The organism is Bradyrhizobium sp. CSA112 (assembly GCF_029051645.1).
Lineage (GTDB): Bacteria > Pseudomonadota > Alphaproteobacteria > Rhizobiales > Xanthobacteraceae > Bradyrhizobium.
This window is the reverse complement of sequence record NZ_JAACFS010000066.1, coordinates 1-17,312: the sequence shown is the minus strand read 5'-3', so window position 1 is coordinate 17,312 and position 17,312 is coordinate 1. Positions and strand designations below refer to the sequence as shown.

At 62.5% G+C, this 17,312-nt stretch carries 16 protein-coding genes; 4 read left to right on the top strand and 12 right to left on the bottom strand.

The window, feature by feature from the left end; genetic code table 11:
* Positions 1–232: 232 nt before the first annotated feature.
* Positions 233–778 carry a carboxymuconolactone decarboxylase family protein gene (locus tag GWE18_RS40860; RefSeq protein ID WP_275191159.1) on the bottom strand — a complete coding sequence of 182 codons (546 nt, stop codon included), beginning with the start codon at positions 776–778 and terminating at the stop codon, positions 233–235.
* 160 nt (positions 779–938) lie between these two features.
* Between GWE18_RS40860 and GWE18_RS40855 the strand changes: the two genes are divergently transcribed.
* Entirely contained in the window at positions 939–2,123 is a 1,185-nt protein-coding gene (locus tag GWE18_RS40855; protein WP_275191158.1) for an acyl-CoA dehydrogenase family protein, read from the top strand.
* Between the two features lie 129 nt (positions 2,124–2,252).
* Positions 2,253–3,392: an acyl-CoA dehydrogenase family protein gene (locus GWE18_RS40850; protein ID WP_275191157.1), complete on the top strand. Its 1,140-nt coding sequence runs from the start codon at positions 2,253–2,255 to the stop codon at positions 3,390–3,392.
* A gap of 100 nt (positions 3,393–3,492) precedes the next feature.
* On the opposite strand, the gene GWE18_RS40845 is transcribed toward GWE18_RS40850, so the two are convergent.
* The 11 genes from GWE18_RS40845 to GWE18_RS40795 form a co-directional block, all read right to left on the bottom strand.
* Positions 3,493–4,533: an amino acid ABC transporter substrate-binding protein gene (locus tag GWE18_RS40845; RefSeq protein ID WP_275191156.1), complete on the bottom strand. Its 1,041-nt coding sequence runs from the start codon at positions 4,531–4,533 to the stop codon at positions 3,493–3,495.
* Positions 4,534–4,586: 53 nt separating this feature from the next.
* Positions 4,587–5,186 carry a L,D-transpeptidase gene (locus tag GWE18_RS40840; protein WP_275191155.1) on the bottom strand — a complete coding sequence of 200 codons (600 nt, stop codon included), beginning with the start codon at positions 5,184–5,186 and terminating at the stop codon, positions 4,587–4,589.
* Positions 5,187–5,376: 190 nt separating this feature from the next.
* Positions 5,377–5,505: a DUF2474 domain-containing protein gene (locus GWE18_RS40835; RefSeq protein WP_275191154.1), complete on the bottom strand. Its 129-nt coding sequence runs from the start codon at positions 5,503–5,505 to the stop codon at positions 5,377–5,379.
* Positions 5,505–6,512 carry a cytochrome d ubiquinol oxidase subunit II gene (cydB, locus tag GWE18_RS40830; RefSeq protein WP_275191153.1) on the bottom strand — a complete coding sequence of 336 codons (1,008 nt, stop codon included), beginning with the start codon at positions 6,510–6,512 and terminating at the stop codon, positions 5,505–5,507. The genes GWE18_RS40835 and cydB overlap by 1 nt, the downstream gene beginning before the upstream one ends.
* Positions 6,509–7,918: a cytochrome ubiquinol oxidase subunit I gene (locus GWE18_RS40825; RefSeq protein ID WP_275191152.1), complete on the bottom strand. Its 1,410-nt coding sequence runs from the start codon at positions 7,916–7,918 to the stop codon at positions 6,509–6,511. Before GWE18_RS40825 ends, cydB begins: the two co-directional genes overlap by 4 nt.
* 148 nt (positions 7,919–8,066) lie before the next feature.
* Entirely contained in the window at positions 8,067–9,026 is a 960-nt protein-coding gene (locus tag GWE18_RS40820; RefSeq protein WP_275191151.1) for a hypothetical protein, read from the bottom strand.
* Between the two features lie 276 nt (positions 9,027–9,302).
* Complete coding sequence (locus tag GWE18_RS40815; protein WP_275191150.1) at positions 9,303–9,503, bottom strand: hypothetical protein; 201 nt, start codon at positions 9,501–9,503, stop codon at positions 9,303–9,305.
* Positions 9,504–9,680: 177 nt separating this feature from the next.
* A complete protein-coding gene (locus tag GWE18_RS40810; protein WP_275191149.1) occupies positions 9,681–10,292 on the bottom strand; it encodes a sigma-70 family RNA polymerase sigma factor in 612 nt (203 codons plus the stop codon).
* A 361-nt stretch (positions 10,293–10,653) separates the two neighbouring features.
* Positions 10,654–11,394 carry a response regulator gene (locus GWE18_RS40805; RefSeq protein ID WP_275191148.1) on the bottom strand — a complete coding sequence of 247 codons (741 nt, stop codon included), beginning with the start codon at positions 11,392–11,394 and terminating at the stop codon, positions 10,654–10,656.
* Entirely contained in the window at positions 11,391–13,136 is a 1,746-nt protein-coding gene (locus tag GWE18_RS40800; protein WP_275191147.1) for a DUF3369 domain-containing protein, read from the bottom strand. Before GWE18_RS40800 ends, GWE18_RS40805 begins: the two co-directional genes overlap by 4 nt.
* Positions 13,106–15,133 (bottom strand): ATP-binding protein, encoded by a 2,028-nt coding sequence (locus tag GWE18_RS40795; RefSeq protein WP_275191161.1) that lies wholly within the window; start codon positions 15,131–15,133, stop codon positions 13,106–13,108. Before GWE18_RS40795 ends, GWE18_RS40800 begins: the two co-directional genes overlap by 31 nt.
* Before the next feature lie 156 nt (positions 15,134–15,289).
* Here GWE18_RS40795 and GWE18_RS40790 point away from each other — a divergent pair, with 156 nt between their 5' ends.
* Together GWE18_RS40790 and ugpB are read left to right on the top strand one after the other, a co-directional pair.
* Positions 15,290–15,667 (top strand): hypothetical protein, encoded by a 378-nt coding sequence (locus GWE18_RS40790; protein WP_275191146.1) that lies wholly within the window; start codon positions 15,290–15,292, stop codon positions 15,665–15,667.
* A 74-nt stretch (positions 15,668–15,741) separates the two neighbouring features.
* Complete coding sequence (gene ugpB, locus GWE18_RS40785) at positions 15,742–17,043, top strand: sn-glycerol-3-phosphate ABC transporter substrate-binding protein UgpB (protein ID WP_275191160.1); 1,302 nt, start codon at positions 15,742–15,744, stop codon at positions 17,041–17,043.
* Positions 17,044–17,312 lie beyond the last annotated feature (269 nt).

The window sequence follows — 17,312 nt, the reverse complement described above, 5'->3', positions numbered from 1 at the left end:
CACGGGTGTTACCCAGGGGGTATCGGGCGACATCGCCGCGCGCTTTGGCCGGTGGCCACCGGCCAAAGCGCTCAGTCGCTTCCATCGCACATTTTGCTCAATGGGCAGATACAAGGGGGTACAGGTCTATCGTCAGGTCACGTTTCGCGGAGGGAGCCCCTCACCCTAACCCTCTAAGAGCGAGCTTCGCTCGTCTCGACCCCGTGAAGAGCGGGGAGAGGGCGAGGATAGATCACGCCAAGTCCGACACCTCACCTTCCGGCAGCCCGAACTCGAACGTGTTCAGCGTCATCGACACCATGGTGTAGTAGCCGCACAGCCCGATCACTTCGACGATCCCGCGTTCGCTGAGCACCTTCACGGCCTCGTCATACAGCGCCTGTGACACGCCGTGGCCCTCATGCAGTGATTTGGCGACGTCGTAGATCATCCGGCCTTTCGGATCGTCGAACGTCGGCGTGCGGCGATCCCTTATGTCCTCGATAATTTTGGGATCCATGCCGCCTTTCAGCGCCAGGCGCTTGTGCGCATACCATTCGTAATGCGAGGTCCAGTGCCGCGCGGTGACGAGGATTGCGATCTCGGAAAGCTTTGCGGGAAAGATCGTGTTGAAGCGAAGTTGCTCGCCAAGCCGCGTGGCATGCCGCGCCATCTCCGGGCTGTTGAGCCAGGCCATCATCGGCGCCGGCGGGGCGCCGCGCTTGCCCGATATTGCTTCGTCGTAGGTTTCTTTCTGGTCCGCGCTCATTTCGCCAGGCGAAAGCAACTTCAACCGCATGCTCGTTTCCCCTTGTTTTTCAATCGCTACGGCTTTGCGCATACACCCGTTCCGGCGTCATGACCATCGTACCTGCGGCATGGGCTGACGCCAGACATATATTGAATTCCGCAACGCGAGGGCTAAGGTCGTCTCCAACATCCCGCATGGAAACGCCGTCATGTCCGATCTGGAAAATTTCCGCCGTGAAACCCGCGCCTGGCTGGAGGCCAATTGCCCGCCGGAAATGCGACGGCCGATGACCTCCGAAAGCGATACCTACTGGGGCGGGCGTAACGCAAAATTCGCGTCCGAGCCGCAGCGCGTCTGGTTCGAGCGGATGCGTGACAAGGGTTGGACCGTGCCGGATTGGCCGAAGGAATATGGCGGCGGAGGGCTCGCGCCCGCGGAGCACAAGGTGCTGCGCGAGGAGATGGCGGCGATGGGCGCGCGCTCGCCGCTGTCGAGTTTTGGCATCTGGATGCTCGGGCCGGCGCTGTTGAAGTACGGCACCGAGGCGCAGAAGAAGGAGCATCTGCCCAAGATCGCCGCGGGCCTGATCCGCTGGTGCCAGGGCTATTCCGAGCCGAACGCCGGATCGGATCTCGCCTCGCTGCAGACCCGCGCCGAGAGCGACGGTGACGACTACATCATTAACGGCCAGAAGATCTGGACGTCCTATGCGAACTACGCCGACTGGATCTTCTGCCTGGTGCGGACCGATCCCACCGCGAAGAAGCATGACGGCATCAGCTTCATTCTGTTCGACATGGCCTCGAAGGGCGTGTCGACCAAGCCGATCCTTTTGATATCGGGCTATTCGCCGTTCTGTGAAACCTTCTTCGATAATGTGCGCGTACCGAAGTCGCATGTGGTAGGCCAAGTCAACCGCGGCTGGGATGTCGCGAAATATCTGCTGCAGCATGAGCGCGCGATGATCTCGGGCACTGGAGAGCGCGGCATCGGCCGTCCGCTCGGGCAGGTCGCCGCCGACTCCGTCGGTAGCGATGATTCCGGTCGGCTCGACGATGCGATGCTGCGCAGCCAGGTTGCGGCGTTCGACATCGACGAGGCGGCGTTTGCGGCTGTGGCCGAACGCGCGATCGATCTCGCCAAGGCCGGGCAGTCGCATCCGGCATTTTCCTCGGCGATGAAATATTATGGCACCGAGCTCAACAAGCGCCGCCACGAAATCCTGATGTCGGCGGGCGGCATCGATGCGCTGGAATGGGAGAGCGAGCGCTCCCGCGGCGGCGCCCGGCCGCGCGCCTGGCTGCGCACCAAAGCCAACTCGATCGAAGGCGGCACCTCTGAGGTGATGCTCGGTATCGTCGCCAAGCGCATCCTCGATCTGCCGGGGGCGTGAACCTCTTACGTCGTTCCGGGGCACGCGAAGCGTGAACCCGGAACCTCGAGATTCCGGGTTCGATGCTGCGCATCGCCCCGGAATGACGTCTCAACAATCACGCGTTACTTTTGAAACCGGAACTAGCTAATGCCCCTCGTCCTCACCGAAGAACAATCCATGCTGCGCGACAGCGCGCGCGGCCTCATCAGCGACAAGGCGCCGGTGTCGCATCTGCGCAGCTTGCGCGACAGCAAGGATGAAACGGGATTCTCCCGCGATCTCTGGAAGGCGTTTGCCGAGTTGGGCTTTTCGGGACTGCTGGTGCCCGAAAATTTCGGCGGCAGCGGGCTCGGCTATGTCGAGGCCGGCGTGGTGATGGAAGAAATTGGCCGCACCTTGATGCCGTCACCGTTTCTTTCGACCGCGGTGCTGGCGGCTTCCGCGCTGGCGCGCGGCGGCAGCGACGCGCAGAAATCGGCGCATCTGCCTGACATTGCCGATGGCTCGCTGCTGGCGGCGCTCGCGATCGATGAAGGGGCAAAGCATCGCCCGCTGCAGACCAACTTGCAGGTCGCCCGCTCCGGTAACGGTTTCAAACTGAACGGCGCCAAGGCCCTCGTGGTCGATGGCCACACCGCCGATCTCCTGATCGTCGCTGGCCGCACCGGCGGCGCTGCCGGCGAGCGTAACGGGCTGACGCTGTTCCTGGTCGATCCCAAGGCCAAGGGCGTCGCGATCGAACGCACCGTGATGGTCGACGCACATAACGCCGCTAGAATCGAGTTCGCCAATGTCGAGGTCGACGCGGATCATGTGCTCGGCGAGGTCGATCAGGGCGGGACGCTGCTGGGCGGCGTGCTCAATATCGGCCGCGGCGCGGTGGCTTCCGAATTAGTGGGCTTGAGCGAGGAGGTGTTCGGCCGCACCGTCTCCTATCTGAAAGAGCGCAAGCAGTTCGGCAAACTGATCGGCGAATTCCAGGCGCTGCAGCACCGCGCCGCGCAGCTTTACATCGATATCGAAATCACCCGCGCGGCCGTCCTGAAGGCGCTGCAGACCCTCGACGGCGATTTCGACCACGCCGGTGCAGCGGTTTCGGTCGCCAAAGCGCGCGCCGGCACGACCGCGACGTTGGCTGTGCAGGAGGGCGTGCAGATGCATGGCGGCATGGGCATGACCGACCAGTTCGACATCGGCTTCTTCATGAAGCGCGCGCGGGTTTGTCAGGAATTGTTCGGGGACAGCAACTATCACGCCGATCAACTGGCGCGGATGAAGGGGTATTGAGAGTTACGCCGTCATTCCGGGGCGTGCGAAGCACGAACCCGGAATCTCGAGATTCCGGGTCTGGTCCTTCGGACCATCCCGGAATGACGGCCTGGCGGCCTTACCGTATCGGCGGGGCGTACTGGATGCCGCCGTTGCTCCAGAGCGAATTCAGGCCGCGCGGGATCTTCAGTTTCGATCCTTCGCCGACATTGCGTTCGTAGATCTCGCCGTAGTTGCCGACATGGCGGATGATGCGGGCGGCCCAGTCCTTGGGCAGGCCGAGGTCTTCGCCGTAGGCGCCTTCGGTGCCGACCAGCCGCATCACGTCGGGCTTCTTCGACTTCAGCGCCTCGTCGATGTTCTTCGAGGTGATGCCGAGTTCCTCGGCGTTGATCATCGCATATAGCGTCCACTTCACGAGCATCATCCAGTCGTCGTCGCGCTGACGCACCACGGGTGCAAGCGGCTCCTTGGAGATGACGTCGGGTAGGATGACATGGTCGCTCGGCTGGATAAGGTTCAGCCGGAGTGCGTAGAGCTGGGAGACATCGGCGGTGAAGGTGTCGCACTTGCCGGACTCATACGCTTTGAGCACATCTTCCAGCCTGGGAAACTTTACCTCGGTGTATTTCATATTGTTGGCGCGGAAATAGTCGGCGGCGTTGAGCAGCGTCGTCGTTCCCTCCTGCACGCAAACCTTGCTGTTGTTGAGGTCCAGCGCGGAATCGATGTTGCGCGAGCGCGGCAGCATGAAGCCCTGGCCGTCATAGTAGGCGACCGCCGGGAAATAGAGGGCGTAGTTGCTCTCGCGCGACATGCTCCAGGTCGTGTTGCGGGAGAGGATGTCGACCTTGCGGCTCTGCAGCTCCTTGAAGCGCTCGTTGGCATCGAGCGGTACGAATTTCGCCTTCTTGGGATCGTCGAAGATCGCCGCTGCTACCGCGCGGCAGAAATCGACGTCGAAGCCGGTCCAGTCGCCCTTGTCGTCGGGGATCGAGAATCCGGGCAGGCCTTTGTTGACGCCGCACAGCACGTCGCCGCGGCGGATGGTCCGCTTCAGGGTCTTGGTGTCGTATCGCTCATAGGTGATCGCGCCAGCCGCGATCGCGATTGCGACCGCCAGCCCAATCAGGAGGCCGCCTCGAAATGTCCGTAGCATTTTTAACTCACTATTTCAGGGGAAATGGATCGGCGGGAGAAACCGCGTCGCAATTAAAGCTCCGGCTTCTGCCGCACGATCACCTTGGTGCCCACGGGCACGCGCTCATAGAGATCGGCGACGTCGCCATTGACCAGCCGGAAGCAGCCGGAGGAGACGGCGGTGCCGATGGTGTCGGGCCGGTTGGTGCCGTGGATGCGGTAGACAGTGGTGCCGAGATACATCGCCCGCGCGCCGAGTGGATTGCCGGGGCCGCCGGCCATGAAGCGCGGCAGATAGGGCTGGCGCGCGATCATCTCCGGCGGCGGGGTCCAGTCCGGCCATTCCGCCTTGCGGGTGATGTTGAGCAGCCCCTGCCACTGGAATCCCTCGCGGCCGACGCCGATGCCGTAGCGCAGCGCGCGGCCATTGCCCTGGACCAGATAGAGATGGCGGTCCTGGGTGGAGATGATGATGGTGCCCGGCGGTTCGTTGGTGCGATAGAGCACCGCCGTCTTCCTGAACTGCGGATCGAGCTCGACGGACTCATCGGGAAGCAGTCCCGGCTGGTCGCCGACGTCAGGCTGTCGCATCTGCGCCTGGCTCTGCGAGGCAGACAGGATCAGACCGCCGGTCGCGATCAACGTCCAGATCAGGTGCCGAAACTTCGTCATCGCGGAAACACTCCTTGTTGGCGCATGGTGTTGGCGCATGGCCCAAATCGCTAGCGGCTAAGCCAAATCAGTCGGAACCATCAAATCTCAGGGCCGGCTTGTTGGCAAGTTTAGGGCGAATGAGGTCGGTACGTAGCTGGAATATCTTCTATTTTCGCCAACTGCCACATTCATGGGATGCGACCTTGCCTTATTTCGGCGCGATCCACAGCCGCAGGCCAAAGGAAATCAGCGCCACGGTGCCGACGCCGCCGAGCCAGAGCGCGGCGAACCACAACAGGCGCTGCAGCAGCGGACGAGGTTTCGGCTCGGTCGGCATCAATGGTATCCGCTCTCGGGTTTGACCTTGCCGCGGAATACCCAATAGGCCCAGGCGGTATAGCCGAGGATCAGCGGGATCAGCACGGCGACGCCGAACAGCATGAAGAGCTGACTGTTCGCCGGCGCCGCCGCCTGCCAGATCGTGATGCTCTGCGGCACGATGTAAGGGTACATGCTGATGCCGAGGCCGCCATAGGACAGCGCGAACAGCGCCAGCGTCAGGAAGAACGGCTGGTAGTCGTATTTGTTGGCGAGGCTGCGCAGCAACAGGGCGGTGACTACAGCAACCGCAATCGGTACCTGTGCCGTCATGAGGACGTTCGGCCAGGCGAACCAGCGCTCGGTGTACTGTATATGGAGGAACGGCGTCGCGATGCTGACCGCGGCGATGGCCCCGAGCATCGCGAGCAACAGGACCCAGCTCAGGTGATAGGCGCGGTCGCGCAACTCGCCTTCCGTCTTCATGACCAGCCATGTCGCCCCTAACAGCGCATAGCCGATCACCAGCGCCACGCCGGTCAGGATGCTGAACGGCGTCAGCCAGTCCCACCAGCCACCGGCATAGCTTCGGCCTGCGACATGCACGCCTTGCAGGATCGCGCCCAGCGCAATGCCCTGCGCCAACGTCGCCAAAATCGATCCGCCGAAAAAGGCGATGTCCCAGCGGTTGCGCGCAGCTGTCGTCCGCCAGCGGAATTCGAAGGCGACGCCGCGGAACACCAGGCCGAGCAGCATCGCGATCATGGGCGTGTAGAGCGCCGGCATCAGCACGGCATAGGCCAGCGGAAACGCGGCCATCAGGCCGCCGCCGCCAAGCACCAGCCAGGTTTCGTTGCCGTCCCAGACCGGCGCGACACTGTTCATGACGACGTCGCGATCGCGCTTCTCCGAGAAGAGTGGAAACAGGATGCCGAGGCCGAGGTCGAAGCCGTCCATCACGACATAGACGAACACGGCAAACGCGATGATGAAGGCCCAGATGGTGGGAAGGTCGATCGGGATCATCGGGCGGCTCCCTCGGGGACCGCGCCGGCGGCGGGCGTGATGCCGGCCGAGCGGATCGGGACCTCGTGCGACGGTCCCTCTTCGCCGGGATGCGGCGGCGCTGCCATCAGGCGCAGCAGGTAGACTACGCCCGCTGTGAATACGGCGAAATAGACGATGATGAACGCGATCAGCGAGGAAGCGACCGCGGGCGCCGCCAGCGGCGAGGCGGACTCAGCCGTGCGCAGCAATCCATAGACCGTGAACGGCTGTCGTCCGACCTCGGTGGTGATCCAGCCTGCGAGCACCGCGATGAAGCCTGCGGGACCCATCGCGACCGCAAACATGTGCAACAGCCGGGAATCGTAGAGCTTGCCCTGAATACGCATCAACAGGCTGAACAAGCCGAGCGCCAGCATGAGTAATCCCATGCCGACCATGATCCGGAACGACCAGAACGCGATCGCCACCGGCGGCCAGTTTTCGCGCGGCACCGTGTTGAGGCCGGCCATCGGCGCATCAGGCGAGTGCTTGAGAATCAGCGAACCGAGTTTCGGCACTTCGACGGCGTAGTCGACCCTGCCGGCGCTCTGATTGGGCAGGCCGAACAGGATCAGGGGCGCGCCGTCCTTGTGGCTCTCGAAGTGGCCTTCCATCGCCATGATCTTCACCGGCTGGTGCTCCAGCGTGTTGAGCCCGTGCTGATCGCCGGCGATGATCTGGATCGGTGCCACCAGCGTCGCCATCCACATCGCCATCGAAAACATCACTCGCGGGCCGGCGAGATGGCGGTCGCGCAGCAGATGCCAGGCGCCGACCGCGCCGACCACCAGCGCGGTTGTGAGATACGCCGCCAGCACCATGTGCACGAGACGGTAGGGGAATGACGGGTTGAAGATCACTTTCAGCCAGTCGGCGGCGATGAACTGCCCGTCGGCATTGACGGCGTGGCCGGCCGGCGTCTGCATCCAGGAATTGGCTGATAGAATCCAGAACGCCGAAATCAGCGTACCGATCGCGACCATCAGCGTCGCTAGGAAATGCAATCGGGGGCCGACGCGGTTCAGCCCGAACAGCATCACGCCGAGGAAGCCGGCCTCGAGGAAGAACGCCGTCAGCACCTCATAGGCCATCAATGGCCCGATCACCGGGCCGGTCTTGTCGGAGAAGGCCGACCAGTTGGTGCCGAACTGGTAGGACATCACGATGCCCGACACCACGCCCATGCCGAAGGCGACGGCAAAGATTTTTAGCCAGTAATTGAACAGGTTGATATAGACCTCGCGTCCGGTCCATAGCCACAGCGCCTCGAGCACCGCCAGATAGCTGGCGAGCCCGATCGAGAAGGCGGGGAATATGATGTGGAACGACATCGTGAAAGCAAATTGCGCCCGGGCCAATACAACCGCATCCCAGCCTTCGAACATCGGCACCACCCTGTCGCAAGTTCGCCGGGCGCGGCATCTTCAAAAACAGAACGACAGTTTTCGAAAATTGCGTCCGAACCAGGCGTATATCCTACCACGCCTGATGCGACGATTATACCTGCGCGCCGTGCGGAACAGGCGTGCATGCCTATCTGCCATCCGATCGATTCAGTCCCAGTCGCCGGATGATCTCTGCCTGTACAGCTCGGGTCTGGTCTTTGCCGACCAGCATCGGACTGCGGATCTTCCTCCCGGTGCGGAGCCGAATCACGATTACGTAATGGCTGCTCCTCCGGCCGCCGCTATCGACGTCGATGCGCTCGACATCATCACCGCCGATCGTATCCGTCTCTGTCGTACCCTTCAACGACAACCGTTCAAACCTGATGGCGCCGTCGTGGACAATCCAGAATGCGCTTGTCCGATAGAGATATCTGATCAGCACGAAGGCCATGATCGCGCCGAGAGACCAGACGGCGATTCCAAGGGCGGACAATTTGCCGCTCCAGAGCGCATAGATGAATGGAAGGCTCAGCGAGCAGGCAAGCAGCACGACCAGAGCCCTGTAGGCCCGGACGCGTTTGAAACTGATCGGCTTACCTAGTCGTATCCGGGGATTGGCGGCGTCGAGCGGATTCTCGGCCAATTCGGGAACAGGCAACTGAAGCAGCCGGGCAATCTGCAAAATGGTTTTTTGCACCTGGGTAATATCCGGCAGCGGAGGTGAGGTGAGCGTATCTTTCGATTCGGTCTCGAATACGAGGGTGAACTCCACTGATTTGCCGATGCTCTTTCGCAGACGCATCCCGGATATTTCGTCGTCCCTGATCAATCTTCGGTGCAACTTCCCGAATGGACGCTGTTCGCCGATCAGGATTTCGCCTGGAGTAATGATCCAGACGACGTTGCGATCAAAGAGCGCGGCGCCCAGCAGAAGGCACCCGAACAGCAACGCAAAGAGGGCGGCGATGCCGAGCCACTGGTCGTTTGCAAGGTGAGCGAGGCCGGGCAGAGCAATCAAACACAAAATTACGGCAATGCCTGCGAGAACGAGCCGCTCATTGAGCGACGTGCCCTTGCGTAACCTGACTTCATTCTCGTTTGACACAGCATCCATCGATGGCGGCAAGCATCATGACCGACGTGGTCACGTAAGCGGCTAAGTGTAAGGCTGAAATACGGCAAGCCAGATAAGGCTCATGTCAGACCGTGGCGTTCAGCAGCCGTGCGACGGTGCGGTCAATAGGCCATCGGGCCGAAATACCATCTTGTTATGGTCGACGATATTTCGCCCCGCGCATGCGAAATCGGACGCCAAAACAGAGCGACCCGGCTGGGGGCATCCCGGCCGGGTCGTTGGAGGTCGCTTGGGAGGTCTAGAAATTCAGCGGGGGGTCTCGCTGTCGTAGGAGATCACGCAGATCTCCTTGGGACTCTTGGTGCCGCAATCCACCACCTGTTCACGCACGACCGTCGAGCCGGTTTCGCGCTGGGCGCGGGGCTGGACGTTCTGAGCCGACAGGGTGGCCAGGGTTGCGACGGCGCCGAGCGGGACGATGAAAAAGCGGAAGGACGGCTTCAGCATGTTCGCTCTCCTGTTCGGCGTTGGCGTTTAAGTTGGTGAGGATCGGTATAGGGGCTGAATTTTTCCGGGTGATGTCGCCAATTGTTTCATTTGTTTCGCCGGAGGTAATCTTTGTTCGTCGAAACCGACCCGGTTTTCGTCCCCGATGCCAATTTAACCAGTTGAAATGGCTGCGTTTTATGCGGCAAGGCTGTCTACGCCGGCGCCCTTAAGCAACTCGGCCAATTGTTTGCGGGCGTAGAACATCCGGGTCTTCACCGTGCTCTGGGGAATACCGATGATCGCGCCGGCCTCTTCCACCGACTTCTCGTGGTAGTACACCAGATTGATGATCTCGCGATGGGCCGGCGACAGCTTGGCAACGCAGGCGCGCAGGATGGCGCTGGTATTGCTGCGGTCGAGCGAGGCTTCCGGCGTGTCGGCCTCATCGGCGATCTCCAGCACGTCTTCCTGCTCGACGTCCTCATGCTTGCGCTGGCGCAGCGCGGTCAGCGCCTTGAAGCGGGCAATCGACAGCAGCCAGGTGGAAACCTGCGAGCGGCCCTCGAACTGTTTGGCGGTCCGCCACACGTCGAGGAACACCTGGCTGACGAGGTCTTCCGCCATCGTGGTATCGCGCATCATTCGCAGCACGAAACGGTAAACCCGGACGTTATGGCGGGAATAAAGCACATGCATCGCCGTGCGGTCGCCCTTGGCAATACTCTGCAGCAGCATCTCGTCGGATGTCGCGCGGGCGGCGGCAATCGACTTGTTGGCTGCGGCGTTAATGGCGACGACGTTCGACATGACAGGCTCCCAAATTCCGACGCCCAGCGGCGTTCGTTGGGAGAATTGTTAATTAGGCTCGGTTTCGGGATGTCTGCACCAAAAGGGAAAAATGGTTTCGTGCAGGAGAGAATTGTTTCGTCGCGGAGCCTGCGACGAAACATTCGGGGCAGAAACGCCAATAATTTCAATATGCGGAAAATTGGAAGATTTCAGACGCGGATTTGTTCCGGGCAGCAGACACCGACGTGTCGTCGTCCCTGCGAACGCAGGGACCCATAACCACAGCGCGTTGTTGTCTGGAAATGCCGTCTACCACAGCATGTCAATATGACCGCCGCGGCGTATGGGTCCCTGCGTTCGCAGGGACGACGGAGAAACGCTAACCCTTCTCGCCCGTCGGCGAGAACAGATAGCCGCCGCCCCTGATCGTGCGGATCACGGCGGGCTTGGTCGGATCGATCTCGATCTTGCGCCGGATGCGCATGATGCGCAGATCGACCGCGCGGTCGAAGGCTTCGGCGTCACGCGCGTTGGCCAGCTCCAGGAGCCGCTCGCGCGACAACACGCGCTTCGGGTTGGCCGCGAATACTTTCAACAGACCGAATTCGGACGCCGTCAGCGGATGCTCGTTGCCTTCGTCGTCGCGCAGCGCCTGGGCTTCGAGGTCGAGCCATTTGGTGCCGAACCGCACCAATTGCTCCTTCTCCGCCTTTGCTGCCGCAGCTTCCGGCGCGGCAGCCGCCTTGGCCGGCGTGCTCCGGCGAAGCACGGAGCGGATGCGCGCCATCAGTTCGCGCAGCTCGCAGGGCTTTGCGATGTAGTCGTCGGCGCCGAGTTCGAGGCCGACGACGCGGTCGATCGGGCTTGCGGTCGCCGTCAGCATGATGACGGGAACGTTGATGCGGCTCTTCAGGTCGCGAATGATCGAAAGCCCGTCTTCCTCGGGCATGTTGAGGTCGAGCACGACGAGGTCGGGCACGTTGGTCTCGATGACGGCGCGCAGGCTTTTTCCGCCGTCGCACAGCGTGACGCCGAAACCGTGCATCTTGAGGTAATCGCCGACCATCTCGCGGGCCGGTGCCTCGTCATCGACAATGATGATGTGCGGGCTCTGGGTCATGTCGTCTCTGTCGCGGGCAGTGTAACGGTAAACGTTGATCCCTGTCCGGGGCCTGCGCTTTCCGCCGTCACATGGCCGCCATGCATATCGATAATGCGTTTGACGATCGACAGGCCGAGGCCGGTCGAGCTTTCCCCGGCCGTCGGCTTGGCCGAGAGCCGCTGGAACCGGCCGAACAGCCGGCCGAGGTCCTCCGGCGAAAGGCCGGCGCCCTGGTCGGCGATGCGGATCACCGTGTCGCCGCCCTCATGGGTGACGGCGACCGTGATCTTGCCACCGATCGGCGAATATTTGATGGCGTTGCTGAAGAGGTTATCGATCGCCTCGCGGATCCGGTCGGCATCGCACATGGTGACGACATTCGGCGGGGCGGAAACCGAGATGGCCTGCTGCTTGTTGACCGCCGAGGGCAGGTTGGAATCGGCGACCTCGGCGACGAGAGCTGCGACATCGACCGGCTCGCGGCGGATGGTGATGTCGAAGGCGTCCGCCATCGCATCCGAAATCAGATGGTCGACCATCGAGGTCAGGCGCTTGGTGGCGTCCCTGATGTGCTCGACCTGGGCGGTGACGTTTTCCTTGGGCGAGCCGGCGCCGATCAGCTCGGTCAGCATTTCGGTGCGGCCGAGGATCACGCCGAGCGGATTCTTCAGATCGTGCGCGACGGTGCCGAGAATCTCGTTCTTGAAGCCGTTGGCGCGCTGCAGCCGCAGCCACTGCGCCGAGAGCCGTCGGTTGGCCTGCATCAGCGCGCGCGTGCGCTGGGCGACGCGGTCCTCGAGCTGGGTGTTGGCCTCGTGCAGTTGCCGATAGAGAATGACGTTGTCGAACGCGATCGAAAGCCGGCTGGAGAAAATCTCGACCAGCGCGCGGTCGGTATCGGAAAGCTGGCGTTCGGCCTGCAGCAGCACCACCACTTCGCGGCCGGAGCCGGTGCGCAGATAAAGCACGCTGCGATGGTCGGCGAATTCGTTCTTGCGGCGCTGGAAGGCGGCTTCCACCATCTGCCGCAAATCCGGGTCGAGCGCCTTGGAGCTCGTGGTGCCGATGAAGCGGCTGTAGCAGCCTGATCCCGCCAGCACCGAGAATTCGCTTCCCGGGGCGCCGTCGTCGCGCAGCACCAGGATGCCGGCGCAGTCGACATTGAGCAGCGAAGCAAGCTGGGTCAGCACGCCTTCCGCAAGCCGCTGCATCGATTTGAAGTCGTAGAGCGTCGAGGCGGCGTCGATGATGATTTCCAGCCCGCGCCTGGTCTGCACCATTCGCTCGAGCTGCTGGTAGCTGCGCAGCGCAGCCGTGAGCGAGGTGAACAGCTTGTCGGCCGTCAGCTCGGTCTTGGCCTTGTAGTCGTTGATGTCGTACTGGACGATGACGCGGCGCTCGGGCGCCTGGCCGGGCTGGCCGGTGCGCAGGATGATGCGGACGGTTTCGTTCTTGAGCTCGTTGCGGATGTACTCGACGAGGTCCAGGCCCGCGACGTCGGTTTCCATGATGACGTCGAGCAGCACGGCCGCGACGTCGGGATTGTCGCGCATCAAGGTGCGGCCTTCGGCCGCGGAATAGGCCGACAGGATTTCCAGCGTCGCGCCGTGGAGATTGTAGTCGCTCAGCGCAAAGCGGGTGCCCTCGTGCACCGCGGCATCGTCGTCGATGACGGCGATCTTCCACTTGCGCGCGGATGAGTCCTCCGGAGCGGCTCCGGTATCGTCGATCAGGTGGAGGACATCGTCCTGTTCGGCCATTGCGAAGTTCCGTCGGCTGCTGTCTGGTCTGTACGCGTGGATCCGCCTGTCGATCCGCCCCTGGCGACTTTCGGCATGATAATGCGGAATGTGGTGCCTTGTCCCAGTCTTGACTCCAGCATCATCCGGCCGCCGAGCTGTTGAGTGACAAGATTATAGACGATATGCAAGCCCAGTCCGGTACCGCCCTCGTTGCGGCGCGTCGTAAAGAACGGGTCGAACGCCTGCCGCTGCACGTCCGGCGTCATTCCGGCCCCGTTGTCGGCAAAAATGATCTCGACATCGTCGCTGCCGCGGGCCCGCGCCGAGATCGAAATCGCCCCGGAACGGCCATCGGCAAAGGCATGATTGGCGGCGTTGAGGAAAAGATTGGTTAATATCTGGCCGTAGGAGCCGGGATAGCCGTCGATGACGAGCCCTTCCGGGACCTCGACCGACAGAGTGATCGCCGCCTTCTTTAGGACCGGCTTCAGGCTCGCGACGATCTGGTCGGTGGCTTCGCTCAGGTTGAATTGCCGGCGCTCGGCGTGCGAGCGGTCCACCGCCACCTGCTTGAACGACTGGATCAGTTCGCCGGCGCGGTGCAGGTTCGCCACCAGTTGCTGGGCGGCGTCGCGCGAGCTCTTGACGAAGTCATCGAGCTTGGAGCGGCGGAGCGGCCCGCTGCGCAATTCGGACTCGAACGTTTCAGCCCGGCGTGCAAAGCTCGATGCCACCGTCAGGCTGATGCCGATCGGGTTGTTCACCTCATGGGCGACGCCGGCGACCAGCCCGCCGAGTGCCGCCAGCCGTTCGGCGTCGATCAGGTTCTGCTGCGCGGTGTTGAGCTCGAGCAGCGCGCTCTCGGCTCTTTCCTTCGAGGCGCGCAACTCGTCCTCGGTCTTGCGCTTGGCGATGGCGTTTTCGCGGAATACGTCCACGGCGCGCGCCATGGCGCCGACCTCGTCCTTGGCGGTGGTGCCCTGCACGCTGCGATCGTAATTGCCTGACGTGATCGCATGCATCGCCGCCAGGATCTGCTGCAGCGGCAGGCGGATCGAGAGCGCGATCAGGACGCCGGCGGACAGGATGATGCCGAGGAACATCACGGCGATCGACAGCACCCGGCGCGAGATGGCCGAGAGCGTCTTGTCGAACGTCTCCTGCGCTTTCTGCTCGCGCTGGCGCATCTTGACCGACAGTTCGTCGATGACCCCGATCGCCTCGGCCTGGCTGGCGTCGATCGTATTGCGCAAGAGCTCGGTCCGGATCGTGAGCTGCTCGGTCAGTTTGGCCATGCCTTCGCGCAGCGCTACGGTCCGCGCCTTCAGCCGCGTCAGCGCCATGCGTTGCAAATCATTGTCCGCGAGGTCGGCCATCGCGGGGATGGTGTTCTCGATCGTCTCGGTGTTCTTGCGGGCGTCCTCGGCGGAGGCCGCGGTGCGCGACAGATAATAGGCGTTGGTGGCGACCAGCATGGCCGTAAAAGCCTCGCGGGATTTCCCGAGTGCCGGCCAGATCAGCGCATCGCGATGCCCGGTGGCGCCCTCGATGATCGAATACAGCCCGGCCATCTCCCGGGCCGGTCCCAGCACCTGCTGTTCATACGTCTTGGTGATGGTGGCCTGCACGGCGCGCAATTCGCCGAAGCCGTTGAGGAAACGGTCGGTAACGTGTTCGAGCCGCTCGACCGATCCCGACAGCATCGGGTCGTTCGCGGCGCGATTGGTGAGCGTGCCGAGCACCGCTTCCCGCAGCAGCAGGATTTCGGCGAACAGGTCGGGGCTCGGCTGGTTGATGTAGCGATGGATCAGGTTCTGCAGCCGGCTGGTTTCGCTTTCCAGCAGCGCCAGGATCTTGTCGGACTCCCGCACCTGGCGGACGTCGTCCCAGGCCGACCCCAGCACCTTGGAGCCGTTCCAGATCAACACGGCGAGCACGACGACGACGGCGGAGTTCAATCCCGCGATCGACAGAATGCGCCAGCGTATGGGCACCGCGCGCAGCCACTGCACCACGCGAAAACGGCCGCGCGCGGCGAAGCTCGCCGGCCGTTCCGCTGTTCGGTGCTGTTGCGGTGCGCCAGTCAAATTCGCTCCACCTTGCAAAGGCGCCCGACCAATAGCGGCCTTACCGTCCCGATCAATGCAACGTTGGTACGGTCGAGATCGATCGTGCCGGTCCGGGTTTCCGCGCCGAACTGGCGGGAATGGAACATTTCGATCGAATACCGCTCGTTTTGGGGGGCGGCGGCGCAAAATTCACGCGCAAAAGCCCCCGTTGAGACCGCCGTAAGCAACAGCGCGACAACAAGCACGACGGTCCGCGAAAGGTCGGCGCGGCGATACACAGGCGACAATCCCCTTAGAGATGGAGTCTACGGCGGGAAGAAAAGGTTCAACGCAATTTTAGCAGAATTTACCGATGCTTGGCTATTGATGGCTTGGCTGGCAGGTGGTCTGCTGCGGGTAATCCTCATAATCCTACTGCAATCCGTAATTGTGCGCTGCGGCGATACCGGGCGGATTGAAACCGCCATCGCCGCGATTTAAGAGGACGCGGCGGACAGGTGCATCGCCCGCGCGACAGAGCAGAGTAATCATCAGTGAAGTTGGTCTTGAGATTCCTGCAATTCGTCGCGCTCGCCGCCACGGCGCTTGCGTCTCCGGCGCAGGCCGCCACCGAGATCATGTGGTGGCACGCAATGTCGGGAGAACTCGGCAAGCAGCTCGAAAAGCTGGCGGCCGATTTCAATGCGTCGCAGTCCGACCACCGGATCGTGCCGACCTACAAGGGCAATTACACCGAGACGGTGACGGCGGCGATCTTCGCATTCCGTTCGCGAAGCCAGCCCGCCATCGTTCAGGTCAACGAGATCGCGACCGCAACCATGATGGCGGCAAAGGGCGCGATCTATCCGGTGTTCGAATTGATGCGCGATCAGTCGGAGCCGTTCTCGCCGGAGGCCTATCTGCCGGCCGTAACAGGCTATTATTCCGACGTCGCCGGCAACATGCTCTCGTTCCCATTCAACGTCTCGACGCCGATCCTTTACTACAACAAGGATCTGTTCCGCGCCGCGGGCCTCGACCCGGAGATGGCGCCGAAGGTCTGGGCCGAGGTCGGCGCTGCGGCGAAGCGGCTGCGCGCGGCCGGTTCGCCCTGCGGGCTCACCACATCCTGGCCTTCCTGGGTCCATGTCGAGAATTTTTCCGCGTTTCACGATCTGCCGCTGGCAACTCGGGCCAACGGCTTTAGCGGCCTTGATGCGGAGCTCGCCTTCAACAATCCGGAGGTGGTGCGGCACATCGCACAACTTGCGGAATGGCAGAAGACGAAAGTTTTCGACTATAGCGGCCGCGGCCAATCGGCCGAGCCGCGCTTTCAGAAGGGCGAATGCGCCATCTTCATCGGCTCGTCCGGAACGCGCGCGGATATCAAGGCCAATTCCAAATTCGAGGTCGGCTACGGCATGATCCCGTACCGCCCCGAAATCGCCGGCGCTCCGCAAAACTCCATCATCGGCGGCGCCACTTTATGGGTGCTGCGCGACCGGCCGCGCGCCGAATACACCGGCGTCGCGCGGTTCTTCGCCTATCTTTCGAAGCCGGAAGTTCAAGCTGCATGGCACCAGAACACCGGCTATCTGCCGATCACCCGCGCCGCCTTCGACCTCACCCGCGCGCAGGGCTTCTACGATCGCAATCCCGGTGCGGCGATCGGCATAGAGCAGTTGACCCTGAAGCCGCCGACCGAGAACTCGAAGGGAATCCGGCTTGGCTCGTTCGTCCTGATCCGCGACGTGATCGACGACGAACTGGAACACGTGTTCATCGGCAAGCGCGCTGCGCAGGCCGCGCTCGACCAGGCCGTCGAGCGTGGCAACCGCCTGCTGCGCCAGTTCGAGCGGGCGAACCCGGATCGGTAGTTTTGCGTAGCCCGGGTGAAGCGTAGCACAACCCGGGATTCAGCCGCGGCCCCGGCCCCGGATTTCGCTTGCGCTCCATCCGGGCTTCTGTAACGGGCCTCGATTAGTCAATCCCTTTTGCGTCATCCACTCGCCGGGAACTTGCTTCTGTACGGGATCGGCGCAAGGCCGTCGCCTGATGGGGTTCGTAAGAGGATAGGTCGGCCAATCTACGGAAAGCGTGATCATATCGCTCGATATGTCGACAACCCGGATGTCGGCCTGACCTG

Coding starts and splice junctions, on each gene's coding strand:
- GWE18_RS40850 (WP_275191157.1), top strand. CDS start 2,253: ATGCCCCTCGTCCTCACCGAAGAACAATCCATGCTGCGCGACAGCGCG.
- GWE18_RS40805 (WP_275191148.1), bottom strand. CDS start 11,394: ATGACCCAGAGCCCGCACATCATCATTGTCGATGACGAGGCACCGGCC.
- GWE18_RS40860 (WP_275191159.1), bottom strand. CDS start 778: ATGCGGTTGAAGTTGCTTTCGCCTGGCGAAATGAGCGCGGACCAGAAA.
- GWE18_RS40815 (WP_275191150.1), bottom strand. CDS start 9,503: ATGCTGAAGCCGTCCTTCCGCTTTTTCATCGTCCCGCTCGGCGCCGTC.
- GWE18_RS40825 (WP_275191152.1), bottom strand. CDS start 7,918: ATGTTCGAAGGCTGGGATGCGGTTGTATTGGCCCGGGCGCAATTTGCT.
- GWE18_RS40845 (WP_275191156.1), bottom strand. CDS start 4,533: ATGCTACGGACATTTCGAGGCGGCCTCCTGATTGGGCTGGCGGTCGCA.
- GWE18_RS40800 (WP_275191147.1), bottom strand. CDS start 13,136: ATGGCCGAACAGGACGATGTCCTCCACCTGATCGACGATACCGGAGCC.
- GWE18_RS40840 (WP_275191155.1), bottom strand. CDS start 5,186: ATGACGAAGTTTCGGCACCTGATCTGGACGTTGATCGCGACCGGCGGT.
- GWE18_RS40855 (WP_275191158.1), top strand. CDS start 939: ATGTCCGATCTGGAAAATTTCCGCCGTGAAACCCGCGCCTGGCTGGAG.
- cydB (WP_275191153.1), bottom strand. CDS start 6,512: ATGATCCCGATCGACCTTCCCACCATCTGGGCCTTCATCATCGCGTTT.
- GWE18_RS40810 (WP_275191149.1), bottom strand. CDS start 10,292: ATGTCGAACGTCGTCGCCATTAACGCCGCAGCCAACAAGTCGATTGCC.
- GWE18_RS40835 (WP_275191154.1), bottom strand. CDS start 5,505: ATGCCGACCGAGCCGAAACCTCGTCCGCTGCTGCAGCGCCTGTTGTGG.